This is a genomic window from Streptomyces sp. PT12, from assembly GCF_003311645.1.
Classification (GTDB): domain Bacteria; phylum Actinomycetota; class Actinomycetes; order Streptomycetales; family Streptomycetaceae; genus Streptomyces.
Window position 1 is genome coordinate 1 of the sequence record NZ_QEST01000156.1, and the last position, 17,368, is coordinate 17,368.

Sequence of the window (17,368 nt, forward strand, 5' to 3'; positions counted from 1 at the left end):
GGTGATGGCGATGACGAGGGCGCATCCCACGACGACCTGGGCGACGATCTCCGCCCGCGACGGCTGGGGTGGGCGGAGAGTTGCCTCCCAGAAGGAGCGGGGCCGTAGGCCGGGTGGGTCGGCGCGCCAGATGGTGAGGATGGTGCGGTGGGGCATGACGAACAGGTGGCCGGAGGTGAGCCCGAGTTTGATCCCGCCGTGGACGGGGGTGCGGGCGATGACCTTGAAGTGGCGGTCGCCGATGGTGAGTACGTCCCCGGTGAGGATGGATGCCGGGGTGACCTCGACGCGTCGCACATCGGTGGCGGACATTGCCGGGTGTCGCTTCGGCGGGTGCTCGTCGTGCCGGTGGGTCGGGGGCCAGTAGAGGAATGGCCAGAGGATGGCGGACTCCGGAAGGTCGTCGTGATGGGTGGGGGTCAGGGGTGGCCGTGCGGCTGGTCGGTCAGGTGCGGCGGGCGGTCGCGTTCGCTCGCGCCGTCCGCCCGTGGCTGCCGGGCGGTGCCGCTTTCCTGCCGGGCGGCCTTCCGCAGCCGTGCGACGGCGGCGCGGGCCTCGTCGTGGGCGGCGTGCCGTTGGTCGGCGTCGAGCGTGCGGTCCTTCGTGCTGGCCACGGCGGCCAGCAGCCGCCCGACCGGGGCGGCGAGCGCGGGGGACTCGCCCAACGGCGCGAGCGTGGCGACCAGTTCGCCCGGAACGATCTCCGGGTAGGCCAGCCGCGTCCCGTCGTGGCGCAGCGGGTGGAAGGTGAGCGGGATCAGCCGTTCACGGACGAGGCACGGACGGCACGCGCGGTGCGTCCACCCGCCCCCCGACCCGGCATGGTGCACCGCCACCACGACCAGCGGCGGCACCGTCGTCCCGCACGACGCACAGCGTTCGCTCACGACCCACCGCCCGCCCACACGTGGGCGGCGCGGTCGCGCACCCGCTCCGGGCAGCCGAGGCACAGGGCGAGCGGCACCGCGGGCGGACAGTCCCGCCCCACGATGAGCGTAGGCGGGTCGTCGCTCAACGGCGGCGGCGCGGGAGGCAGATGCTTGACCTTCCCCGTCATGGGTACTTCACGGCGAGTAGTCACAGGGCCGATGATGGTGTCCAACGCAAGATGCCCTCTAGGTCGAGACGTGGCCACTCCCGGCCACATCGCGGCCACGCTCAGGAGCCCCCCTCATGGCGCCGCACACTGATCCCGTGCACGGCAACGACAGACTGCGAGCAGCCCGACTCAAACGTGGCTGGCGCTCGGGCGAGGCCGCGGCCAAAGGCGTGTCGGCAGCAGGACGTAAGGCGCTTGATGATCCGTATTTCGAGGTGTCGCCTCGCACATGGCGGCGCTGGGAATCCTCCCGCCCCGGCTGGCCGCGGGAGGACTACGCCATTGCCCTGCATGCCGCATTCGGCCGCTGGCCGGAGGACTTGGGGTTCGATGTCCCCGAGGGGATGCGGCCCGCGCGGGATGAGACGGTGGACGACGTGCAGCGCCGCACCTTCATCTCCGTGACGGCGGCAGCGCTCAGTGCCGGGCCGACCCCGCCGCGGCATGTCGACCCCGCGCTCATCACGTACTTCCAGGAGCAGTTGGAAGGGCACTACCGCGCTGACATGCTGCTCGGGCCCCACGACCTGATCGGCACCGTCTCCGCGCAGTACCAGCTGATAGACCGTCTCATCCGCGTGGCCGCAGGCGAGACCAGGCGCGGCCTGTTGCGAGTTGGCGCGGCCTACGCCGCTCTCGTCGGCTGGCTCTACCAGGACGCCGGGGACTTGGGGGCTGCGGCATTCTGGCGCGGTATCACCCAGGACGTCGCCATGCGCTCCAGAGACGCGCAGCTCATCGGCTACAGCCTGGTCAACCAGGCGCAGGTGCGCACCGACCTCGGCGACGGCCTCGGCGTGACCGACTTGTGTGACGCGGCGCTCGAAGACGAACAGCGCCTCGCGCCCAAGGTCCGCGTCATGGCGCTCCAGCAGCGTGCGCACGGGGCGTCCCTGACCGGAGACCGCTCGGCGGTGGACCGGCTCATCGACAACGCCGCCGTGTTGCTGGATCGGGTGGACGATGAGCTCCCATGGGGCAACGCCTGCCGCAGGACACCCGGCTACTTGGAGGTGCAACGCGCGACGTGCTACGGACGGCTCGGCCTTGGCGCGGAGGCGGGAGGGTTGTGGGCCCAGGTGCTCGGGGCTGTCCCGGCCACGGCGCGGCGTGACCGCGGGGTCTACCTCGCGCGCCAGGCCACCGCAGCGGCGACCGCTGGCGACCCGGATCAGGCCCTCTCGGTCGCCCGCGAGGCTGCGCAGATCGCCGTGGACACCGGATCGATTCGCATGCGCCGGGAGTTGACGACCCTGGAGCGCACCATGCGGCCGTGGCAGGATGCCGCGGTCGGACAGGAGTTGGCCGATGTGCTCGCGCCGGTGACCGAGAGGGGATGACCGTGGCGGATACGCCCGTTCCCCTGACCGAGGAGGAGATCGCCGAAGGGCTCCGGCGCGTGCCCGGGTGGTCGCGGCAGGGCGAGGAGATCACCCGCACCTTCGGCATCCGCTACCACGGCGGGGTGGCGCTGATCGTGCATGTCGCCGACGTGGAGCGGCTGATCGGCCACCACGCGGACATCGATCTGCGTTGGGACACCGTGCGGTTCGCGATCACGACACACGACGCGGGCCATCGGCTGACCGCTGCGGACTTCGACTTGGCCGAGCGGATCAACGCGATCGCCGCCGCGCACGACGCACGCCCCCTCGACTGACGTCACACATGACAGAACGCCCCCGCGCGGCCTGATCCACCAGAAGCGGCACAGCGCCGCCACCGAGTACGCCACCGCCCGGGCCAACTCGCTGCGTTGCGATCTCGAACAGGGCGGCACCTCTGGCCTGTCCACCCTCGGCATGCTGTACCTCGTGGCGGCCGTCGGCGCCACAGGTGGGGGACGCAGCCCCGCCGCTGTCGCCACCGCGGATGACCGCCTCGGCGCAGCGGCCGAAGTTGCCGAGCAGCAGGGCGGGGACGGGGCGGACTTCACCAGCTTCGGCACCACCAACGTGCGGCTGCACGAAGCCGAGGTTCTGCTGCGCCTCGACGACGCCTGGGCAGCGGTCGAGGCCGGTCGCCGCGTCACACCCACCGCCCTCGCGTGTCTCGGCCGGGAACGCCGCGCCCGTCACCTCGTCACCACTGCACGCGCTTTGGCCTTGACACGTCAGCGCGACGACGCTGCAGCCGCACTCGTCGAGGCCGAACACCTGGCCCCCGAGGAAGTACGCCGCCCGGCCGTGGTGGCCGTGGTGCAGGATCTCCTGCTGCTCGTGCCGTCCCCCTCCCTGGAGTTGCGCTCGCTGGCCGAGCGCTGTGGACTCCGCGCATGACCACGGTGCTGTACCTCATCGCCTGTGCGGCCGGACCCGCGCGCCACATCGACCAGGGCGTCCAGCAGGCGCGGGCCGCCGGGTGGGACGTGTGCGTCGTTCTCTCGCCGTCGGCCGCGCGCTGGTGGGCCGAGCGGCGCGCGGAGCTGGAGGAGCTGACGGGGCGCCCGGTGCGGTCCGCGTACAAGCTGCCGGGCGAGCGCGACGCGCTGCCGAGGGCGTCGGCGATGCTCGTGGCGCCGCTCACCACGACGAGCGCCTGCAAGTGGGCCGCGGGGATCACCGACACGCTGGCCATCGGGCTTCCCGCCGAGGGCGTGCACCTCGGCGTGCCTGTGGTCGCGATGCCGTTCTGGTCCACCGCCCTTGGCGCCCAGCCCGCGGTCGGCCGGGCCGTGGAGACGCTGCGGGAACAGGGCGTGCGCGTGGTGTTCGCGCCCGGCGAGCCGCACGCGCCGAAGCAGGGCGACGCCCATGCGTTCGCCTGGTCGACCGGGCTCGCCGCACTGCGCGCATGACGAACGCCCACGCCTTCCTGGTTATCGCAGCCGTCATCGCCGAAGCGCGGCGGCGTGTCTGAGCCGGGCAGTGCCCAGCCCCCGCCGCATCCAGCGGCGGGGGCTCGGCTGCGTCTCTGACGAGCACGGCACCGTGTGGCCCTCGTCCACTGCTGTACCAGCGGATCACCCCCGCGCCTGCGGGGAGCGTACTTCCTGACCTGCCCGGATTCCCGGGGCAAGGCGCGGAATGTATTACTGCGGATGCTAGCGAACGGGGCCTTGGTCGTGCGGAGAACGCAGGAAGCCCGGCCACCGGTCGCGCTCCGGACTCCGGGGCCGCGTCTCATGGTCCGTGAGCTGCGCGGACTGGCCTGCGAAACCGTAACTCTCGGGCGCGCGCCCGGGAACGGCGAACAGCCCCTTCACCGCCTCAGGTTCCGGGAAAACGAGAAGGCGTCGGTCGCGGCGTTCGAGCTGGTGCGCGAGAGGTTCACGCTGGGTGTCGTGCTCGACGCGCTGGAGCGCGTGTACGCGCAGGTGCGCGGGGCGGGGACGACGGCGCGGCGGTGATCGGGACGGCCTGGCGCCGCGTCAGCGGCGCGTTCGCTCGTGCCGTCTCGCGCGGGGTGGGAGGAAGCCGGGGAGCTGGGAGATGTGGCGGCTGGCCCATAGGACGGTGAAGCAGCCCATGTGGAAGGACTCGCCTCCGTGGAAGTGCAGGAGCTTGCCGCCGCTGGCGAGTGCGCTCATGTCGCACACGGTGTAGGGCCGTCCGCCGACGACCAGCTGGTCGCCGACCCTGACCGTGGCGGCGGTGATCTCGATCGCCACCATTCCGGTGGGGTTCATCGCGCGATCACCGCCAGGGCGATGGCGATGACGAGGGCGCAGCCGACGACGACCTGGGCGATGATCTCCGCCCGGGTGGGCGGGGGTGGGCGGAGGGCTGTCTCCCAGAAGGAGCGGGGCCGTAAGCCGGGCGGGTCGGCGCGCCAGACGGTGAGGGTGGTGCGGTGGGACATCACGAACAGGGCACCCGAGGTGAGCCCCAGCCTGACCCCGCCGTGGACCCGGGTGCGCGTCAAGACCTTGAAGTACTGGTCGCCGATGGTGAGTACATCCCCGGTGAGGATGGATGCCGTGGTGACCTCGACGCGGCGCACGCTGTCGGTCGCGGACAGCGTCGCGTGTCGCTTCCGCGGGCGCTCGTCGTGCCGGTGGGACGGGGGCCGGTAGAGGAATGGCCAGAGGACGGCGGGCTCCCAAACGTGGTGGAGGGGTCAGGGGCGGTGGTGTGGCTGCTCGGCCGGGCGCGGCGGGGCGGTCGCGTTCGATCGCGCCGTCCGCCCGTGGCTGCCGAACGGTGCTGCTTTCCTGCCGGGCGGCCTTCCGCAGGTGTGCGACGGTGGCGCGGGCGGCGTCGTGGGCGGCGTGCCGCTGGTCGGCGTCGAGCGTGCGGTCCTTCGTGCTGGCCACGGCGGCCAGCAGCCGTGCGATCGGGGCGGCGAGCGCGGGGGACTCGCCCAACGGCGCGAGCGTGGCGACCAGTTCGCCCGGAACGATCTCCGGGTACGTCAGCCGCGTCCCGTCGTGGGTGAGCGGGTGGAAGGCGAGCGGGATCAGCCGCTCGCGGATCAGGCAGCTCGCGCACGCGCGATGCGTCCACCCGCCCCCCGACCCGGCATGGTGCACCGCCACCACCGTCAACGGCGACGTCCACGTCTCGCACGACCCGCACCACCCGCTCACGACCCACCGCCCGAACGCAGGCACACCCGGTCGCGACAGCCCAGACACAGATCAAGCGGCACCGCGGGCGGACAGTCCCGCCCGACGATCACCGTGATCGGCTCGTCATCGGACAACGGCGGCGGTGCGGGTTCGGGGATGTTGCGGTTCCACTCTGGCGGCTTGGTGGTCGCCATGCGGCATACCTCCCGGGGGGTGTCCGTCTCGCAACGGCGGGTAGTGCTCGGAGCAAATCGCGCGGCATCCTGCTGACACCAGCGATGACCCGCCGCCCGCATACAGCGATGCGGGCGGCGCATATCTGGACCCGAGATCCAGCCAGGGCACGGCACCATCGAATCAAGGGCGTAAGCACATGAACTGGTCGGCGAGCAGCGTCCGCGAGGCATCACGGCGCGGCGACTACGGACGCATCGTGCGCGATGCCCGCCGGGATGCCGGGGTCTCGCAACGACAACTGGGCGACGCCTGCGGGATCAGCCAGTCCGCAGTCTCACGGTTGGAGAACCACGGCGTCGGCACATACGACATGACCATCCTGGCGAGAGCCGCGACCCACCTGCATATCCCCAGACGGCTCGTCGGCCTCGCCGACCATCTCCCCCTGGACGGAACTGTGGAACGGCGCAACTTCCTGGCGTCGGGCGCGGCGGCGGCAGCAGCCCCACTGCTCGGGTCTCCCGCGCATGAGAGGCATTTCGTAGGGGGCGAACCCGCCACGCGCCGGACGGCAACGAGCGCCTTCCGGCGTCTGGACGGAACGACTCCCTCCCGGCAGCTGATCGAGCCCGTACTCGCGCACCTGCGCCTGACACAGCACCTCGCGAGCGACACGGCGGACGACGAGAAGCGCTCGCAGTTGGCAGCCGCGGGCAGCGAGGTGGCCAGCCTCGCGGGCTGGCTGTCCTGGGACATGGGAGACCTCGGGTCCGCGCGCACCTGGTATGGGTCCTCTGTTGCCGCCGCGCGCCGGTCCGCTGACCGGCTCCTCACCGCGTACCAGCTGGGCAGTCTTGCCCAGCTCGAAGCACACGTCGAGAACGCCGCCGCGGCGCTCAACCTGACGCGCTCCGCCCGCCGTCTCCTCGGACCCGAGGCACCGGCCATCGCACGAGCGTGGCTCTCCAGCGTCGAAGCGCTGGCCCACGCGGCAGCCGGAGTCGCGCACGACGCCGACCAAGCGCTCAACGCCTCGATGGAAGCAACGGCAGACATCGCCGCCGAAGGGGCTCCACCCTGGCCCTGGGTCTTCATCTTCCTCCCCAGCAAGGTGGCCGCTACACGGATGGCCTGTGGTGCGCGCCTTGCCCGGCCGGACTGGGTGTTCGACTCCCAGGACGCGGCTGCCGCCGCGCTCTCGTCCGGCCACGAGAAGCAACGGGCACAACTCGTGCTGGACCTGGCGTTCGCGCACCTCGCGGATGGTCGACTCGATGGCGCGTTCGCTCTCGGACGGCGCGCGCTCGAAACCGGCGTCCGATGCCGTTCCGGTCGCGTGGTGGAGCGGGCACGCGCATTGCGCCGGGCGTACACATCACCAGCTCCGCCGCGCGTCGTCCGCGAGTTCGACGAGGTCTTGCACGGCGTCTACCTGTAGAGACCTGGAAGGGAAACGGCATGCGCATAGGGATCACCGGTCACCGTGGCCTCCCGATCGAGGTGGAACGGCAGGTGCGGCAGCTCATCGCCGACGAACTGCGCGCCTCTTCTCCAGACGACTTGGTGGGTATCTCGTGCATCGCCGACGGCCCCGACGCCTGGTTCGCCGAAGCCGTGCTCCAACTCGGCGGCCGGGTCGAGGTCGTTGTCCCCGCGACCGCGTACCGTGACGGTCTGCCGGACTGGCACCACCCCACCTACGACCGGCTGCTCCGAGCGGCGACCGAGGTGCACCACACCGGCCTCGCACAGTCCGATTCCAGCGCACACATGGCCGGGAGCGAGATCCTTGTCGGCCAGGCGGACCGCCTCGTAGCCGTCTGGGACGGACTGCCCGCGCGTGGATACGGAGGCACCGCCGACGTGGTCGCCTACGCGGAACGCAACGGTGTCCCCGTCCGCGTGCTGTGGCCCGAAGGCGCTACCCGGGACTGACCCTCGGCATGACGAAGCGCCCCGCGCGCGCGGCCCGAAGGCTGCATGCGGGGGCGTTGAACGGCCGCCGCCGTCACGCGGCGGCGGCCTCCCGCCACGGGGGTGTCGCACCGGTGGAGCGCTGCTCGGGATCATCCCCGCGCCTGCGGGGAGCGCCTGACCTGCCCGGATTCCCGGGGCAAGGCGCGGAATGCATTGCTGCGGACGGGAGAACGCAGAAAGCCCCCGTTCACCACGCCCCCCGGGGGGAGCGCCGTGAACGGGGGCGGTTCGGCGGAGGAGGGCGATCAGACCCGATGCGGCGCCCGCGGCACCGGCCAGGGCCGCGACGTGGGCAGCGGCCACCGGGACTGGCCTGCGAAACCGTAACTCCCGGGTGCGCGCCCGGGAACGGCGAACAGCCCCTCCATCACCTCAGGTTCCAGCACCTCAGGTTCCAGCACCTCAGGTTCCAGCACCTCGGGTTCTACGATGAGGACGTCACAGCAGGCGTCAACAGACAGGAATCCCTGGTGATATCCGCGGTCGTCATGCCCGGGCCCGAGGCGCCGCTGGAGCGGTGGGAGTTCTCCCGGCCCGATCGTGAGCCCGGCGCGATCCTGTCGCGGACCCTCGGCAGCGGGGTGTGCGGCACGGACGCCCATCCGTGGCAGGGCCAGCCCGCGGGCGTGCCCTACCCGATCAATCCGGGTCATGTCAGCGTTGGACGGATCGCCGTTCAGCCTCCGTCCCCGGCGCGGGCGGCGGCCCGCCCCGCCTCGCGGGCCTTCACGCCGATCTGCCAGCGGTAGAAGCTCATCGCCCACGCGTAGTCCCAGCCCGCGCGCCCGTCGAGGAAGCCCAGGCGGTAGACGTACGCGTAGCCGAACGACAGCAGCGGCTTGAGCGGGGCGCGGTGGAAGATCTGGCCCTGGCGGGTCTTGGCCGTGCGGATCTCCTCGCGCACCTCGGGGTGCGTCTCCAGCCAAGCCTCCCAGTCCGAGTAGCGGTTGTGCCGCTCGAACCACGTGCGCACCGGGTCGAGGTCCAGGTGCTCGATCGGCCCGCGCAGCCGGTGCACCGGGTCGGCGAGCGGCTGGTAGTGGCCCTCCTGCTCGCCCATGCCCGGCGCGGCCAGGTCGTCGGGCTCGGGGAAGCGGGCCCTGGTGCGGTCGAGCAGGGCCCGCTTCACGATGGTGTGGCCATGGCGCAGCCGCTGCCCGGCGAACCAGTAGCGCAGCGGGATGTCGAACGCCGCGGGGCGGATCGGGCGGCCGTCGAGGAAGATCCGGCGCAGCTCAAGGAGGAGCTGGCCGCTTGGCGTCTCGTCGCCGTCGAGGAACAGCAGCCACGGGATGTCGGTGCGTATGTGGTCGAGGCACCACTGCTTCTTCTTCGGGTAGGCGCCGTCCCACGCGTAGGGGACGACCTCCGCGCCCTCGGCCTCGGCCAGCGCCCGCGTGTCGTCGGTGCTGTCGGAGTCCACCACGACGACGGCGGCGAAGTGGCCGATGGCCGAACGCACCGTGCTGGCGATGTTGGCGGCCTCGTTCTTTGTGGGGATCGCCACCACGATCGGCAGTCGCGTCACTGTTCTCCTCGCGCTTCGGTCAGCAACTCGGCGTATTCGGGGCACAGATGCTCGACGGCGGCCGCCGCGTCCGGGATCTCGCCGTCGCGCAGCGCCGCGACGGCCGCCGCGCGGTCGTGGCGCTCCAGATAGCCGATCCGGTCGCAGGTCTCGGCCCCGAGGTCGAGGATGGCCCCCGGGTCCACCCCCTCGGGCACCCGATCGGTGAGATACCCCTGCTGCTCCTCGCTGAACTCCCCCTCGGGAGGGGTGAGTGCGTCGGTGGGCACGGTCTCGTCCGGGATGCCGTCGTCCGCCTCCTCCTGCTCGTCCTCGGGCCCGGGCCCGGGCGCGTCCTCGTCCTCGGGCTCGGACGCCGAGGCGGACGCGGGCGCCGTCGGGGCCGCCCCGTCATCCCCGTCCCCGTCGTCCCCGCCCCCGCACGCGGTCAGCGCGAGGGCGAGGGCGGCGGCGAACACCGCGGAGAGCGGGGCGGCGGGCAGCGGGGCGCGGCGGCGCCGCATCAGGGCGCCCCGAACGTCAGCAGCAGCTGCGGCCGGTTCCCCGCGGAGGCCGCCTCGTCCGCCCACAGCCACAGGCTGTCGGTCCCGGTGCCGGTCAGCGCCACGTCGAACGTTCCGCCGAGCGCGCCCCTGACCGTCGCGAGGTCGAGCGGGACGCTGTGCGCGCCGCCGAGCGCCGCGGGCGCGCTCAGCGTGCCCAGCACCTCGGCGCCAAGGGCCGGGCGCGTCGCATAGGTGGTGCCCGTCTCCGTCCAGGCGCCCGTGATCGGGCGGACCGAGAAGTCGTCGAGCGACCCGGCCGCCGCGTCGTTGCTCACCCGCACCCGCAGCGCGGCCGCCTTGAGCACCTGCCCAGGGGGCGCCTCGGGCAGGTCGAACGCCAGATAGCTCTCGTAGGCCGGGGTGCCGCGCACGGCGAGCTGCTGGTGGGTGCCGTGAGGGGCGTTCACCGCCGCGCCGTTGACATAGGTGTCGGCGGTGGGCGCGAGCGCGGTCACCGCGTCCGTCGGGATCGACGCCGCGTCGTGGTGCGCGGCGACGCGCGCGGCGGACAGCTGCGCGGGATAGATCGCGGTGGCGTCCTGGCGGCCCGCGACATAGTCGCTCGCCGGGCGGTTGGGCCAGCCGGAGAGGCTGTCGCCGCCCGTGCGCCAGTACCCGGTGACGCTGCGCGCCGCCGTCACCGCGCCATTGGCCGCGACCTGCTCGCCGTCGACGTAGAGCCGCATGCCGTTCGCCCCGACGGACGCCGCGACATGGTGCCACTCGCCGTCGTTGAACGACTCGGCGCTGGTGATCGTCCGGTAGGTGTTGGTGTAGACGCCGAACGTGAGGCGGCCGTCGTTCAGCATGTAGACGTTGTGGTCGCGCCGCGAGCTGGGCTCGAGGATGCGGTCGCCCATCCCGATCAGCTTGCCGCCGCGCGTGGTCGTGGTGCTGAACCACGTCTCCACCGTGTAGCGCGTCATGCCCGCGTAGGTGCGGTCGCTGTAGGTGTAGGAGTCGGTGCCGTCATAGCCCACGGCCGCCGCCGCTGGGCCTGGGACGGCGGGCGGGGTGGTGCCGCGTTGGGGGCCGCCGCGGTGGATGCCGTTGCCGCCGTTGCCCGAGGCGTCCGAGGCGAAGTTCCCTGCCGTCTCGTCGTAGTTCCAGAAGATCACCGGGTCGTCGGCGAGAACGGCGTCCGCGTAGGGCTGTCCACCGCTGGACACCGTCACGCTCACCGGGGGTGACAGCGCGCTGGTGTTCCCGGCGCCGTCGGTGGCGGTCAGCCGGTAGCTATGGGTCTCCCCGGCCGCCACATCCGGGTCGGACCAGGTGAGTTGGGGCCTGCGCCAGGGCAGGGACGAGCCCTCGGCGGTGTGCACCGGCTGGCTGCCGCCGTCCCGGTAGACGCGGTAGGTCAGCAGGCTGTCGTCCAGGTCGAGGCTGGGCGCCCATGTGACGTCGACGCGGTCGGCGGCCGGGCTCGCGGCGTGCGCCTCGGGGACCGTGGGCGCGCCCGTGTCGGGCCCTGTGGCGAAGCGCGTCAGGCCCCACTGCGGCTGCCCGTTGACCGTGGTGAAGCCGCCGCCCACCCACATGAACGCGCGGTCGTCCGTGGGGTGTTCGCCCGCCACGGTCATCACGCGCGGGCCCAGCTGCTCGCCCAGGCCGTCGTTGGTGTTCGGGAACCAGCCAAGCAGCTCGGGGTCGTGCACCGACTGAGCCAGCAGGTGGTAGCGCGGCTGGTTCGGGAAGGCGCCCATGCTGGAGCAGTCGTGGGCGTGGTGGCCGCTGTAGAGCACGTCGTCGTGCACGGCCACGGCCTGGGTGGCGCCCAGGCACGTGTCGCGCCACTTCTGGTCGAACGTCTCCAGGTCGAGCGCGATGCGCCCGTCGAAGCCGCCGGTGCCCTCGTTGGCCGTGTAGAAGCCGTTCGCGTCCACCACGAGGTCCTGCACGGTGGAGCTTGACTCGATGAACGGCAGGGGATATGTGCGGACGTTGGCGCCCGTGTCGGCGTCGACGACCGCGAGGGCGTGGGAGTCGGCGCCGTTGATCGTGAAGAAGTCGCCGCCGAGGATGACGTGTTCGCCGTCGGGGGTCAGGGCGATGGCCTTGCCGATCTCGTCGCCGTCGGCCCGCCAGCCCTGCACGGCGCCCGCGGTGGAGACCGCGCCGAAGCGGGCCCTGGCGGTGCCGTTGAGCTGGGTGAAGTCCCCGCCCAGATAGACCCGTTCGTCGCTGGCCTCGATCGCGCGGACGATGCCGTTGGCGGCGACGGGGAACGGCAGGCGCGCGCACCCTTCGCCCAGGTCGAACGCGGCGACGCTGCTGGCGCCCACGCCGTTGACCGAGCCGAACGTGCCGCCCGCGTACAGCGTTTGGCCGTCGGGGGAGACGGCGAGGGAGCGGACGGTCGCGGTGCCCGAGCCCACCGTGAACGACAGGTCGCAGTCCACGGGCGCGCCCGTGGCGGCGTCCAGGGCCACGAAGTTGGCGGCGGGGACCTCCTGGGTGCCCGACGCGGCGCCCGGCGGGCGGACCGTGGAGAACGTGCCGCCGACGTAGACCACGCCGTTCGCCTCGGCGAGGGCGTAGACGATGCCGTTGGTCTGCCACGTCGGCAGGTCGTCCGCGGTCATGGTCAGCGGGGGCGTCAGCGCCCGCGCCGGAGGCGCCGAAGGGCCCCCCGTCCCGGCAAGCAGCCCCGCCGTCAGCGCCAGCACGGCGCCGAGCGCCCCACCGCGCACGCGCCACGCGCGTCTCGCCCGTCCCGATCCCGTCCTCATCGATCCACCATTCCCCGAACTCCCCTGTCCTCGCCGTCTATGTCGACCACTTGAGGCCGCTTCTGGTTGCGCGCGGAGGCGCACGCGGCCTGAACTCACCGGTCGATGCGCACCCGCGCGCCGCTCAACTCGGCGTCGAGCGCCGCCACATCCGCCTCCACCATCAGCCCGGCCAGCTCCTTCCAGTGCACCGATGGCTGCCAGCCAAGCAGCTCACGGGCCTTTGTCGCGTCGCCCACCAACGCGTCCACCTCGCTCGGGCGTTCGTACTTGGGGTCGAAGCGCACATGCTCCGCCCAGTCGAGCCCGCCCGCCGCGAACGCCGCATCGAGGAAGTCCCGCACGGTGGCGGGCACCCCGGTGGCGACGACGTAGTCGTCGGGCTCGTCCCGCTGGAGCATGCGCCACATCGCCTCGACATACTCCGGCGCATAGCCCCAGTCCCGCACCGCGTCCAGATTGCCCAGATAGAGGCGGTCCTGGAGCCCGGCCCTGATCCGGGCGACCGCCCTGCTGATCTTGCGGGTGACGAATGTCTCCCCGCGGCGCGGCGACTCATGGTTGAACAGGATCCCGTTCACCGCGAACAGCCCGTATGCCTCCCGGTAGTTCACGGTCGACCAGTAGCTGAACACCTTGGCGCAGCCGTAGGGGCTGCGCGGGTGGAACGGGGTGCGCTCGTGCTGCGGCGGCGGCGCCGCGCCGAACATCTCGGACGACGACGCCTGGTAGATGCGGGTGTCCACGCCGCTCGCCCTGATCGCCTCAAGCAGCCGCACGGTGCCAAGGCCCGTGACGTCCCCGGTGTACAGCGGCGCGTCGAACGACACCCGCACATGCGACTGGGCGCCCAGGTTGTAGACCTCGTCGGGCCGCGTCTCGCGCAGCAGGTTCACCAGCGCCACCCCGTCGGCCAGGTCGGCGTGGTGGAGCACCAGGGTGCGCCCCGGGTCCTGCGGGCCCTGGTAGATGTGGTCGATCCGCTCGGTGTTGAACGACGACGAGCGCCGCACCAGGCCGTGCACCGTGTAGCCCTTGGCGAGCAGCAGCTCCGCGAGATACGAGCCGTCCTGGCCCGTCACCCCGGTGATCAACGCGGTCTTGCCCATGGAGGGTCCCCTTCCGAGAGGTCGGTTTCCGAGAGGCCGGTTTCCGAGAGGTCGGCACGGACGGTGCGACGCGCCCCGCGCGCCCGCGCGCCCTGGCACAATCGCGTCGCATGACGACGCTGCTCGATCCCGAGGCCCGGATCTTTGTCGCGGGCCACCGGGGCCTGGCCGGATCCGCCATCGCCCGCGTCCTCGCGGACGCCGGTCACGAGGTGCTGACCAGGACCAGGGACGAACTCGACCTGCGCGACGCGGAGGCGACCGGCGCGTTCCTGCGCGCGGCGCGCCCCGACGCCGTGGTGCTCGCCGCGGCGACGGTGGGCGGCATCATGGCCAACCACACGCGCCCCGTGCCGTTCATCGAGGACAACCTCAGGATCCAGCTCAGCGTGATCGCGGGCGCGCACGCCGCGGACATCGACAGGCTGCTGTTCCTGGGGTCCTCGTGCATCTACCCCAGGCTCGCCCCGCAGCCGATCCCCGAAGAGGCGCTGCTGACGGGCCCGTTGGAGCCGACCAACGAGCCCTACGCCCTGGCGAAGATCGCGGGCATCTCCCAGGTCCGCTCGTACCGGCGGCAGTTCGGCAGGGCGTATATCGCCGCGATGCCCACCAACCTCTACGGCCCGCGCGACAACTTCGACCCCGAGACCTCGCACGTGCTGCCCGCGCTCATCCGCCGTCTGCACGACGCGAGGGAGGCGGGCCTTGACGAGGTGGTCCTGTGGGGCACGGGGACGCCGCGCAGGGAGTTCCTGCACAGCTCCGACCTGGCCCGCGCGTGCCTGCTGCTGCTGCGCTCCTACGACGGCGAGACGGCGGTCAACGTCGGCTGCGGCGAGGACGTCACCATCGCCGAGCTGGCCGCGACGGTCGCCGACGCGGTCGGCTTCACCGGCCGGATCGCCTGGGACCCGGCCAAGCCGGACGGCACCCCGCGCAAGCTGCTCGACACCACCAGGCTGCGGGCCCTCGGCTTCGCCCCGCGGACGCCGCTGGCGCGCGGCATCCGCGAGACATACGCGTGGTGGCTCGCCGAGGGCGAGGGCGAGGGCGGGGACGAGGGGCGGCGCCAGGACCGGGACCAGGACCGGGACCAGGGTCGGCGCGAGGCCCGGCACTAGTACGCCCCGCGGCCGTCGACGACCGCGCGCAGGGTGCGCGCGAGCACGTCGAGGTCGCCGGTGAGCGACCAGTTGTCCGCGTAGTGCAGGTCGAGCGCCAGGCCCTCGTCCCACGACAGCTCCGAGCGCCCGCTGATCTGCCATGGCCCGGTCAGCCCCGGCTTGACCCCAAGGCGGCGCAGCTCGACCGCGCCGTACCTGGCGACCTCGTCGGGCAGCGGCGGACGGGGGCCGACGAGCGCCATCTGCCCGCGCAGGACGTTGAACAGCTGGGGCAGCTCGTCGAGCGATGTGCGGCGCAGCAGCCGCCCGAGGCGCGTGACGCGCGGGTCGCCGCGCATCTTGAACAGCGGCCCCGCGGTGTGGTCGTTGGCCGACTCAAGATCGGGGCGCCGCAGCTCGGCGTCGGGGACCATCGTGCGGAACTTCCACAGGGTGAACGGCGTGCCCCGGTGGCCGATCCGGGTCTGCCGGTAGAGCACGGGCCCGCGCGAGTCCAGGCGCACGGCCGCGGCGAGCAGCGCGAACAGCGGCGAGAGCGCCAGGAGCGCGACCGCGGCGGCCGCGCGGTCGAGGACGGACTTCACGAGGGGCTGCGCGCCCCGGCGCGGCGGGGGCGCGAGGTGGAGGAGGCTGAGCCCGGCGGCCGAGGAGACGGAGAGCCGCCGCGGGGCCACCTCGGTGAGCCCGGACGCGACGGCCAGTGGGATGCCCGCGTCCTGCACGGCCCAGGTCAGCCGCCGCAGCCGTTCGCCGCCCAGCACGGGCCCGGGGATGACCAGCACGAGGTCGGCGTCCTGCCGCCTGGCGGCGGCCAGGACGGTGGTTCCGTCCTGGCCGTCGGGTATCAGGTCGGGGACGGCGGGGGTGCGTTCGGGGCAGATGGCATCCAGGCGGCCCAGCTCGGGGATGCCGCACTCGGTGGCGCCGGGGCCCGCCAGCACGGTGCCCACCACGACATACGCGTGGTCGGTGCGGGCGGCCAGGCGCGCGGCCACGGCGTCCACGGGCCCCGGCTCGCCGATCAGCAGCACGCGCCGCAGCGCCTGAGCCCGGTGCCGTTGCCCCGTCAGGTGCTGGTGGATCAGGGCGCAGGTGAGCCCGGTGATCAGGGGGGCGGGCGCCAGGGCGAGGAGCGCGGAGTCCACGGCCGAGCTCTCGCCGGTGAGGGCCCGCAGCCCGGCCAGCACGCCGAGCAGGACGAGCCAGTCGTGCGCGGCGGCGAGCAGGCCACGGGTCTCGCCGAGGTTTTTGCGGAGGTAACGGCGGTGGCCCGCGCGGATGGCGAGCCAGCACAGGCCCGCGGTGGCGGCGGCGGCCAGCGGGCGGGGCTCGGGGGCCAGCGCGTAGACGGTCAGGACGGGGACGAACACGCCCGAGGCGTCGGCGGTGACGGCGACGGGCGCGTACCAGCGAGCGGTGTCACGGTGGGGCAGGGGGCGCCGACCGGCCACGGATGGTCTTCGGATGCCGCCGTAGCGCGACGATGCCTGTGGATGACGCATGAACCCCCCAAGGTCTGATGCGGCAACACTGCGGAGATTGCGTGAAGGACTGGCGCGACAAAGAAGGCGCGCCTTCATCTCCCCGTGAGTGCGCGCCCTGCCGCTGGAAAAGGGTAGGGCATCCCACTGGCGTTTGGCGGCTGTTCGCGGGAACTTTCCGAAAGCGCCAGGTTCAGGGGGCTGGTCTTCCAGGCCGCCGCGGCACCACGAGGCGGGCGCCCGTGCGGGGGTGGGGAAGCACCTCGACGGGGTGCTGGTAGACGGCGCTCAGCAGCTCCTCGGTCAGCACGTCGGCGGGCGACCCGTCGGCGGCGATCCGCCCGCCGTCGAGCACCGCTGCGCGGTCGGCCCACGCGGCGGCGAGGCCGAGGTCGTGCAGCACGACCACCACGCCGGGGCCCCGCGCCGCGCGCTCGCGGCAGACCCGGAGCACCAGCTCCTGGTGGCGCAGGTCGAGCGCGGCCGTCGGCTCGTCGAGCAGCAGCAGCGGCGCCCGTTGCGCCAGGACCCTGGCGAGCGCGACGCGGGCGCGCTCGCCCCCCGAGAGCGCGGCGAACGGGCGGTCGTGGAACGCGGTGACCTCGGCGTCCTCCATCGCCTCGGCCACGGCCGCGTCGTCCTCCTCCCGCGCCGGCGTGCGAGCCCAGGGCGCACGCCCCATGCGCACCACCTCGGACACGGTGAAGGGAAAGGCCAGCGTGGACATTTGCGGCAGCACAGCGCGGCGCATGGCCAACTCCGGCGCGCGCCAGGCGTGCGCCGGGCGCCCCGCAAGGGTCACCTCCCCCTCGTCGGGGGCCACGTCGGCGGCGAGCGCGGCCAGCAGCGTGGACTTGCCCGCGCCGTTGGGCCCCACGAGCGCCAGCACCTCGCCCGCCGCGACGCCCAGGTCGACGCCGTCGAGCACCGTGCGCCCCCCCAGGCGCACGGTGAGCCCCTTGGCGGCGGCCAGGGTCAGCCCGGGCACGGGGGCGTCGGGCGGCGCGGGGCCGCCCCCGGCGAGCACCCGGGCCAGCCGCCGTCGCACGCCCGAGGAGCTGATGCCCTTCACGCCGTTCACGC

21 protein-coding genes are annotated in these 17,368 nt (G+C 72.9%); 9 read left to right on the forward strand and 12 right to left on the reverse strand.

Annotated elements, in window-relative coordinates; translation table 11 throughout:
• The 3 genes from DEH69_RS17600 to DEH69_RS31585 all read right to left on the reverse strand — a co-directional run.
• A partial coding sequence (locus tag DEH69_RS17600) for a hypothetical protein (RefSeq protein ID WP_147255664.1) occupies nt 1-312 on the reverse strand: 312 nt, incomplete at its 3' end.
• Between the two features lie 107 nt (nt 313-419).
• Entirely contained in the window at nt 420-887 is a 468-nt protein-coding gene (locus tag DEH69_RS17605) for a hypothetical protein (protein ID WP_147255666.1), read from the reverse strand.
• Nucleotides 884-1,057 carry a hypothetical protein gene (locus DEH69_RS31585; RefSeq protein WP_181727476.1) on the reverse strand — a complete coding sequence of 58 codons (174 nt, stop codon included), beginning with the start codon at nt 1,055-1,057 and terminating at the stop codon, nt 884-886. Before DEH69_RS31585 ends, DEH69_RS17605 begins: the two co-directional genes overlap by 4 nt.
• Before the next feature lie 137 nt (nt 1,058-1,194).
• Between DEH69_RS31585 and DEH69_RS17610 the strand changes: the two genes are divergently transcribed.
• The 5 genes from DEH69_RS17610 (at nt 1,195) to DEH69_RS17630 (ending at nt 4,448) form a co-directional block, all read left to right on the forward strand.
• Complete coding sequence (locus DEH69_RS17610; protein ID WP_113687982.1) at nt 1,195-2,439, forward strand: Twin-arginine translocation pathway signal; 1,245 nt, start codon at nt 1,195-1,197, stop codon at nt 2,437-2,439.
• Complete coding sequence (locus tag DEH69_RS17615; RefSeq protein ID WP_113687937.1) at nt 2,436-2,759, forward strand: 4a-hydroxytetrahydrobiopterin dehydratase; 324 nt, start codon at nt 2,436-2,438, stop codon at nt 2,757-2,759. The genes DEH69_RS17610 and DEH69_RS17615 overlap by 4 nt, the downstream gene beginning before the upstream one ends.
• A 142-nt stretch (nt 2,760-2,901) precedes the next feature.
• Entirely contained in the window at nt 2,902-3,378 is a 477-nt protein-coding gene (locus DEH69_RS17620; RefSeq protein WP_113687938.1) for a hypothetical protein, read from the forward strand.
• Nucleotides 3,375-3,896, forward strand: coding sequence for a flavoprotein (locus tag DEH69_RS17625; RefSeq protein ID WP_113687939.1), 522 nt, complete (start codon nt 3,375-3,377; stop codon nt 3,894-3,896). Before DEH69_RS17620 ends, DEH69_RS17625 begins: the two co-directional genes overlap by 4 nt.
• A 327-nt stretch (nt 3,897-4,223) precedes the next feature.
• Nucleotides 4,224-4,448: a hypothetical protein gene (locus tag DEH69_RS17630; protein WP_113687940.1), complete on the forward strand. Its 225-nt coding sequence runs from the start codon at nt 4,224-4,226 to the stop codon at nt 4,446-4,448.
• A gap of 21 nt (nt 4,449-4,469) precedes the next feature.
• Here the strand turns inward: DEH69_RS17630 and DEH69_RS31590 are convergent, their stop codons facing one another.
• From DEH69_RS31590 to DEH69_RS31040, 3 genes are all read right to left on the reverse strand, one after another.
• Nucleotides 4,470-4,727: a hypothetical protein gene (locus DEH69_RS31590; RefSeq protein WP_181727477.1), complete on the reverse strand. Its 258-nt coding sequence runs from the start codon at nt 4,725-4,727 to the stop codon at nt 4,470-4,472.
• Nucleotides 4,724-5,041, reverse strand: a complete 318-nt coding sequence (locus DEH69_RS31595; protein ID WP_181727478.1) for a hypothetical protein — start codon at nt 5,039-5,041, stop codon at nt 4,724-4,726. The genes DEH69_RS31590 and DEH69_RS31595 overlap by 4 nt, the downstream gene beginning before the upstream one ends.
• A gap of 582 nt (nt 5,042-5,623) precedes the next feature.
• A complete protein-coding gene (locus DEH69_RS31040; protein ID WP_147255670.1) occupies nt 5,624-5,803 on the reverse strand; it encodes a hypothetical protein in 180 nt (59 codons plus the stop codon).
• A gap of 179 nt (nt 5,804-5,982) precedes the next feature.
• Between DEH69_RS31040 and DEH69_RS17640 the strand changes: the two genes are divergently transcribed.
• The 3 genes from DEH69_RS17640 to DEH69_RS33660 all read left to right on the forward strand — a co-directional run bounded on the left by DEH69_RS17640 (nt 5,983) and on the right by DEH69_RS33660 (nt 8,512).
• Nucleotides 5,983-7,224: a helix-turn-helix domain-containing protein gene (locus DEH69_RS17640; protein ID WP_113687942.1), complete on the forward strand. Its 1,242-nt coding sequence runs from the start codon at nt 5,983-5,985 to the stop codon at nt 7,222-7,224.
• 20 nt (nt 7,225-7,244) lie between these two features.
• A complete protein-coding gene (locus tag DEH69_RS17645; RefSeq protein ID WP_113687943.1) occupies nt 7,245-7,721 on the forward strand; it encodes a hypothetical protein in 477 nt (158 codons plus the stop codon).
• A 530-nt stretch (nt 7,722-8,251) separates the two neighbouring features.
• Nucleotides 8,252-8,512: an alcohol dehydrogenase catalytic domain-containing protein gene (locus DEH69_RS33660; RefSeq protein ID WP_369008274.1), complete on the forward strand. Its 261-nt coding sequence runs from the start codon at nt 8,252-8,254 to the stop codon at nt 8,510-8,512.
• On the opposite strand, the gene DEH69_RS17655 is transcribed toward DEH69_RS33660, so the two are convergent.
• The 4 genes from DEH69_RS17655 to gmd form a co-directional block, all read right to left on the reverse strand.
• Nucleotides 8,440-9,291, reverse strand: a complete 852-nt coding sequence (locus DEH69_RS17655) for a glycosyltransferase family 2 protein (RefSeq protein WP_113687945.1) — start codon at nt 9,289-9,291, stop codon at nt 8,440-8,442. The genes DEH69_RS33660 and DEH69_RS17655 overlap by 73 nt on opposite strands.
• A complete protein-coding gene (locus DEH69_RS17660; protein ID WP_113687946.1) occupies nt 9,288-9,794 on the reverse strand; it encodes a hypothetical protein in 507 nt (168 codons plus the stop codon). The genes DEH69_RS17655 and DEH69_RS17660 overlap by 4 nt, the downstream gene beginning before the upstream one ends.
• The gene (locus DEH69_RS17665; protein WP_113687947.1) at nt 9,794-12,568 is read right to left on the reverse strand and encodes a LamG-like jellyroll fold domain-containing protein; all 2,775 of its coding nucleotides are present in this window, start codon (nt 12,566-12,568) and stop codon (nt 9,794-9,796) included. Before DEH69_RS17665 ends, DEH69_RS17660 begins: the two co-directional genes overlap by 1 nt.
• Nucleotides 12,569-12,663: 95 nt before the next feature.
• Entirely contained in the window at nt 12,664-13,677 is a 1,014-nt protein-coding gene (gene gmd, locus DEH69_RS17670; protein WP_113687948.1) for a GDP-mannose 4,6-dehydratase, read from the reverse strand.
• A gap of 110 nt (nt 13,678-13,787) precedes the next feature.
• Here gmd and DEH69_RS17675 point away from each other — a divergent pair, with 110 nt between their 5' ends.
• Nucleotides 13,788-14,801 (forward strand): GDP-L-fucose synthase, encoded by a 1,014-nt coding sequence (locus DEH69_RS17675; RefSeq protein WP_113687949.1) that lies wholly within the window; start codon nt 13,788-13,790, stop codon nt 14,799-14,801.
• Here the strand turns inward: DEH69_RS17675 and DEH69_RS17680 are convergent.
• Nucleotides 14,798-16,306 (reverse strand): sugar transferase, encoded by a 1,509-nt coding sequence (locus DEH69_RS17680; protein WP_113687950.1) that lies wholly within the window; start codon nt 16,304-16,306, stop codon nt 14,798-14,800. The two genes, DEH69_RS17675 and DEH69_RS17680, sit on opposite strands and share 4 nt — an antisense overlap.
• A gap of 172 nt (nt 16,307-16,478) precedes the next feature.
• On the reverse strand, nt 16,479-17,312 hold the full coding sequence (locus tag DEH69_RS17685) for a heme ABC transporter ATP-binding protein (RefSeq protein ID WP_258534748.1): 834 nt from the start codon (nt 17,310-17,312) through the stop codon (nt 16,479-16,481).
• Nucleotides 17,313-17,368: the final 56 nt, after the last annotated feature.

Bases quoted from the DNA above. Each gene is read 5' to 3' on its own strand.
- DEH69_RS17625 (WP_113687939.1), top strand. From the start codon at position 3,375: ATGACCACGGTGCTGTACCTCATCGCCTGTGCGGCCGGACCCGCGCGC.
- DEH69_RS17675 (WP_113687949.1), top strand. From the start codon at position 13,788: ATGACGACGCTGCTCGATCCCGAGGCCCGGATCTTTGTCGCGGGCCAC.
- DEH69_RS17645 (WP_113687943.1), top strand. From the start codon at position 7,245: ATGCGCATAGGGATCACCGGTCACCGTGGCCTCCCGATCGAGGTGGAA.
- DEH69_RS17615 (WP_113687937.1), top strand. From the start codon at position 2,436: ATGACCGTGGCGGATACGCCCGTTCCCCTGACCGAGGAGGAGATCGCC.
- DEH69_RS17665 (WP_113687947.1), bottom strand. From the start codon at position 12,568: ATGAGGACGGGATCGGGACGGGCGAGACGCGCGTGGCGCGTGCGCGGT.
- DEH69_RS17660 (WP_113687946.1), bottom strand. From the start codon at position 9,794: ATGCGGCGCCGCCGCGCCCCGCTGCCCGCCGCCCCGCTCTCCGCGGTG.
- DEH69_RS31585 (WP_181727476.1), bottom strand. From the start codon at position 1,057: ATGACGGGGAAGGTCAAGCATCTGCCTCCCGCGCCGCCGCCGTTGAGC.
- DEH69_RS17620 (WP_113687938.1), top strand. From the start codon at position 2,902: ATGCTGTACCTCGTGGCGGCCGTCGGCGCCACAGGTGGGGGACGCAGC.
- DEH69_RS31590 (WP_181727477.1), bottom strand. From the start codon at position 4,727: ATGAACCCCACCGGAATGGTGGCGATCGAGATCACCGCCGCCACGGTC.
- gmd (WP_113687948.1), bottom strand. From the start codon at position 13,677: ATGGGCAAGACCGCGTTGATCACCGGGGTGACGGGCCAGGACGGCTCG.
- DEH69_RS17640 (WP_113687942.1), top strand. From the start codon at position 5,983: ATGAACTGGTCGGCGAGCAGCGTCCGCGAGGCATCACGGCGCGGCGAC.
- DEH69_RS31040 (WP_147255670.1), bottom strand. From the start codon at position 5,803: ATGGCGACCACCAAGCCGCCAGAGTGGAACCGCAACATCCCCGAACCC.
- DEH69_RS33660 (WP_369008274.1), top strand. From the start codon at position 8,252: ATGCCCGGGCCCGAGGCGCCGCTGGAGCGGTGGGAGTTCTCCCGGCCC.
- DEH69_RS17680 (WP_113687950.1), bottom strand. From the start codon at position 16,306: ATGCGTCATCCACAGGCATCGTCGCGCTACGGCGGCATCCGAAGACCA.
- DEH69_RS17630 (WP_113687940.1), top strand. From the start codon at position 4,224: ATGGTCCGTGAGCTGCGCGGACTGGCCTGCGAAACCGTAACTCTCGGG.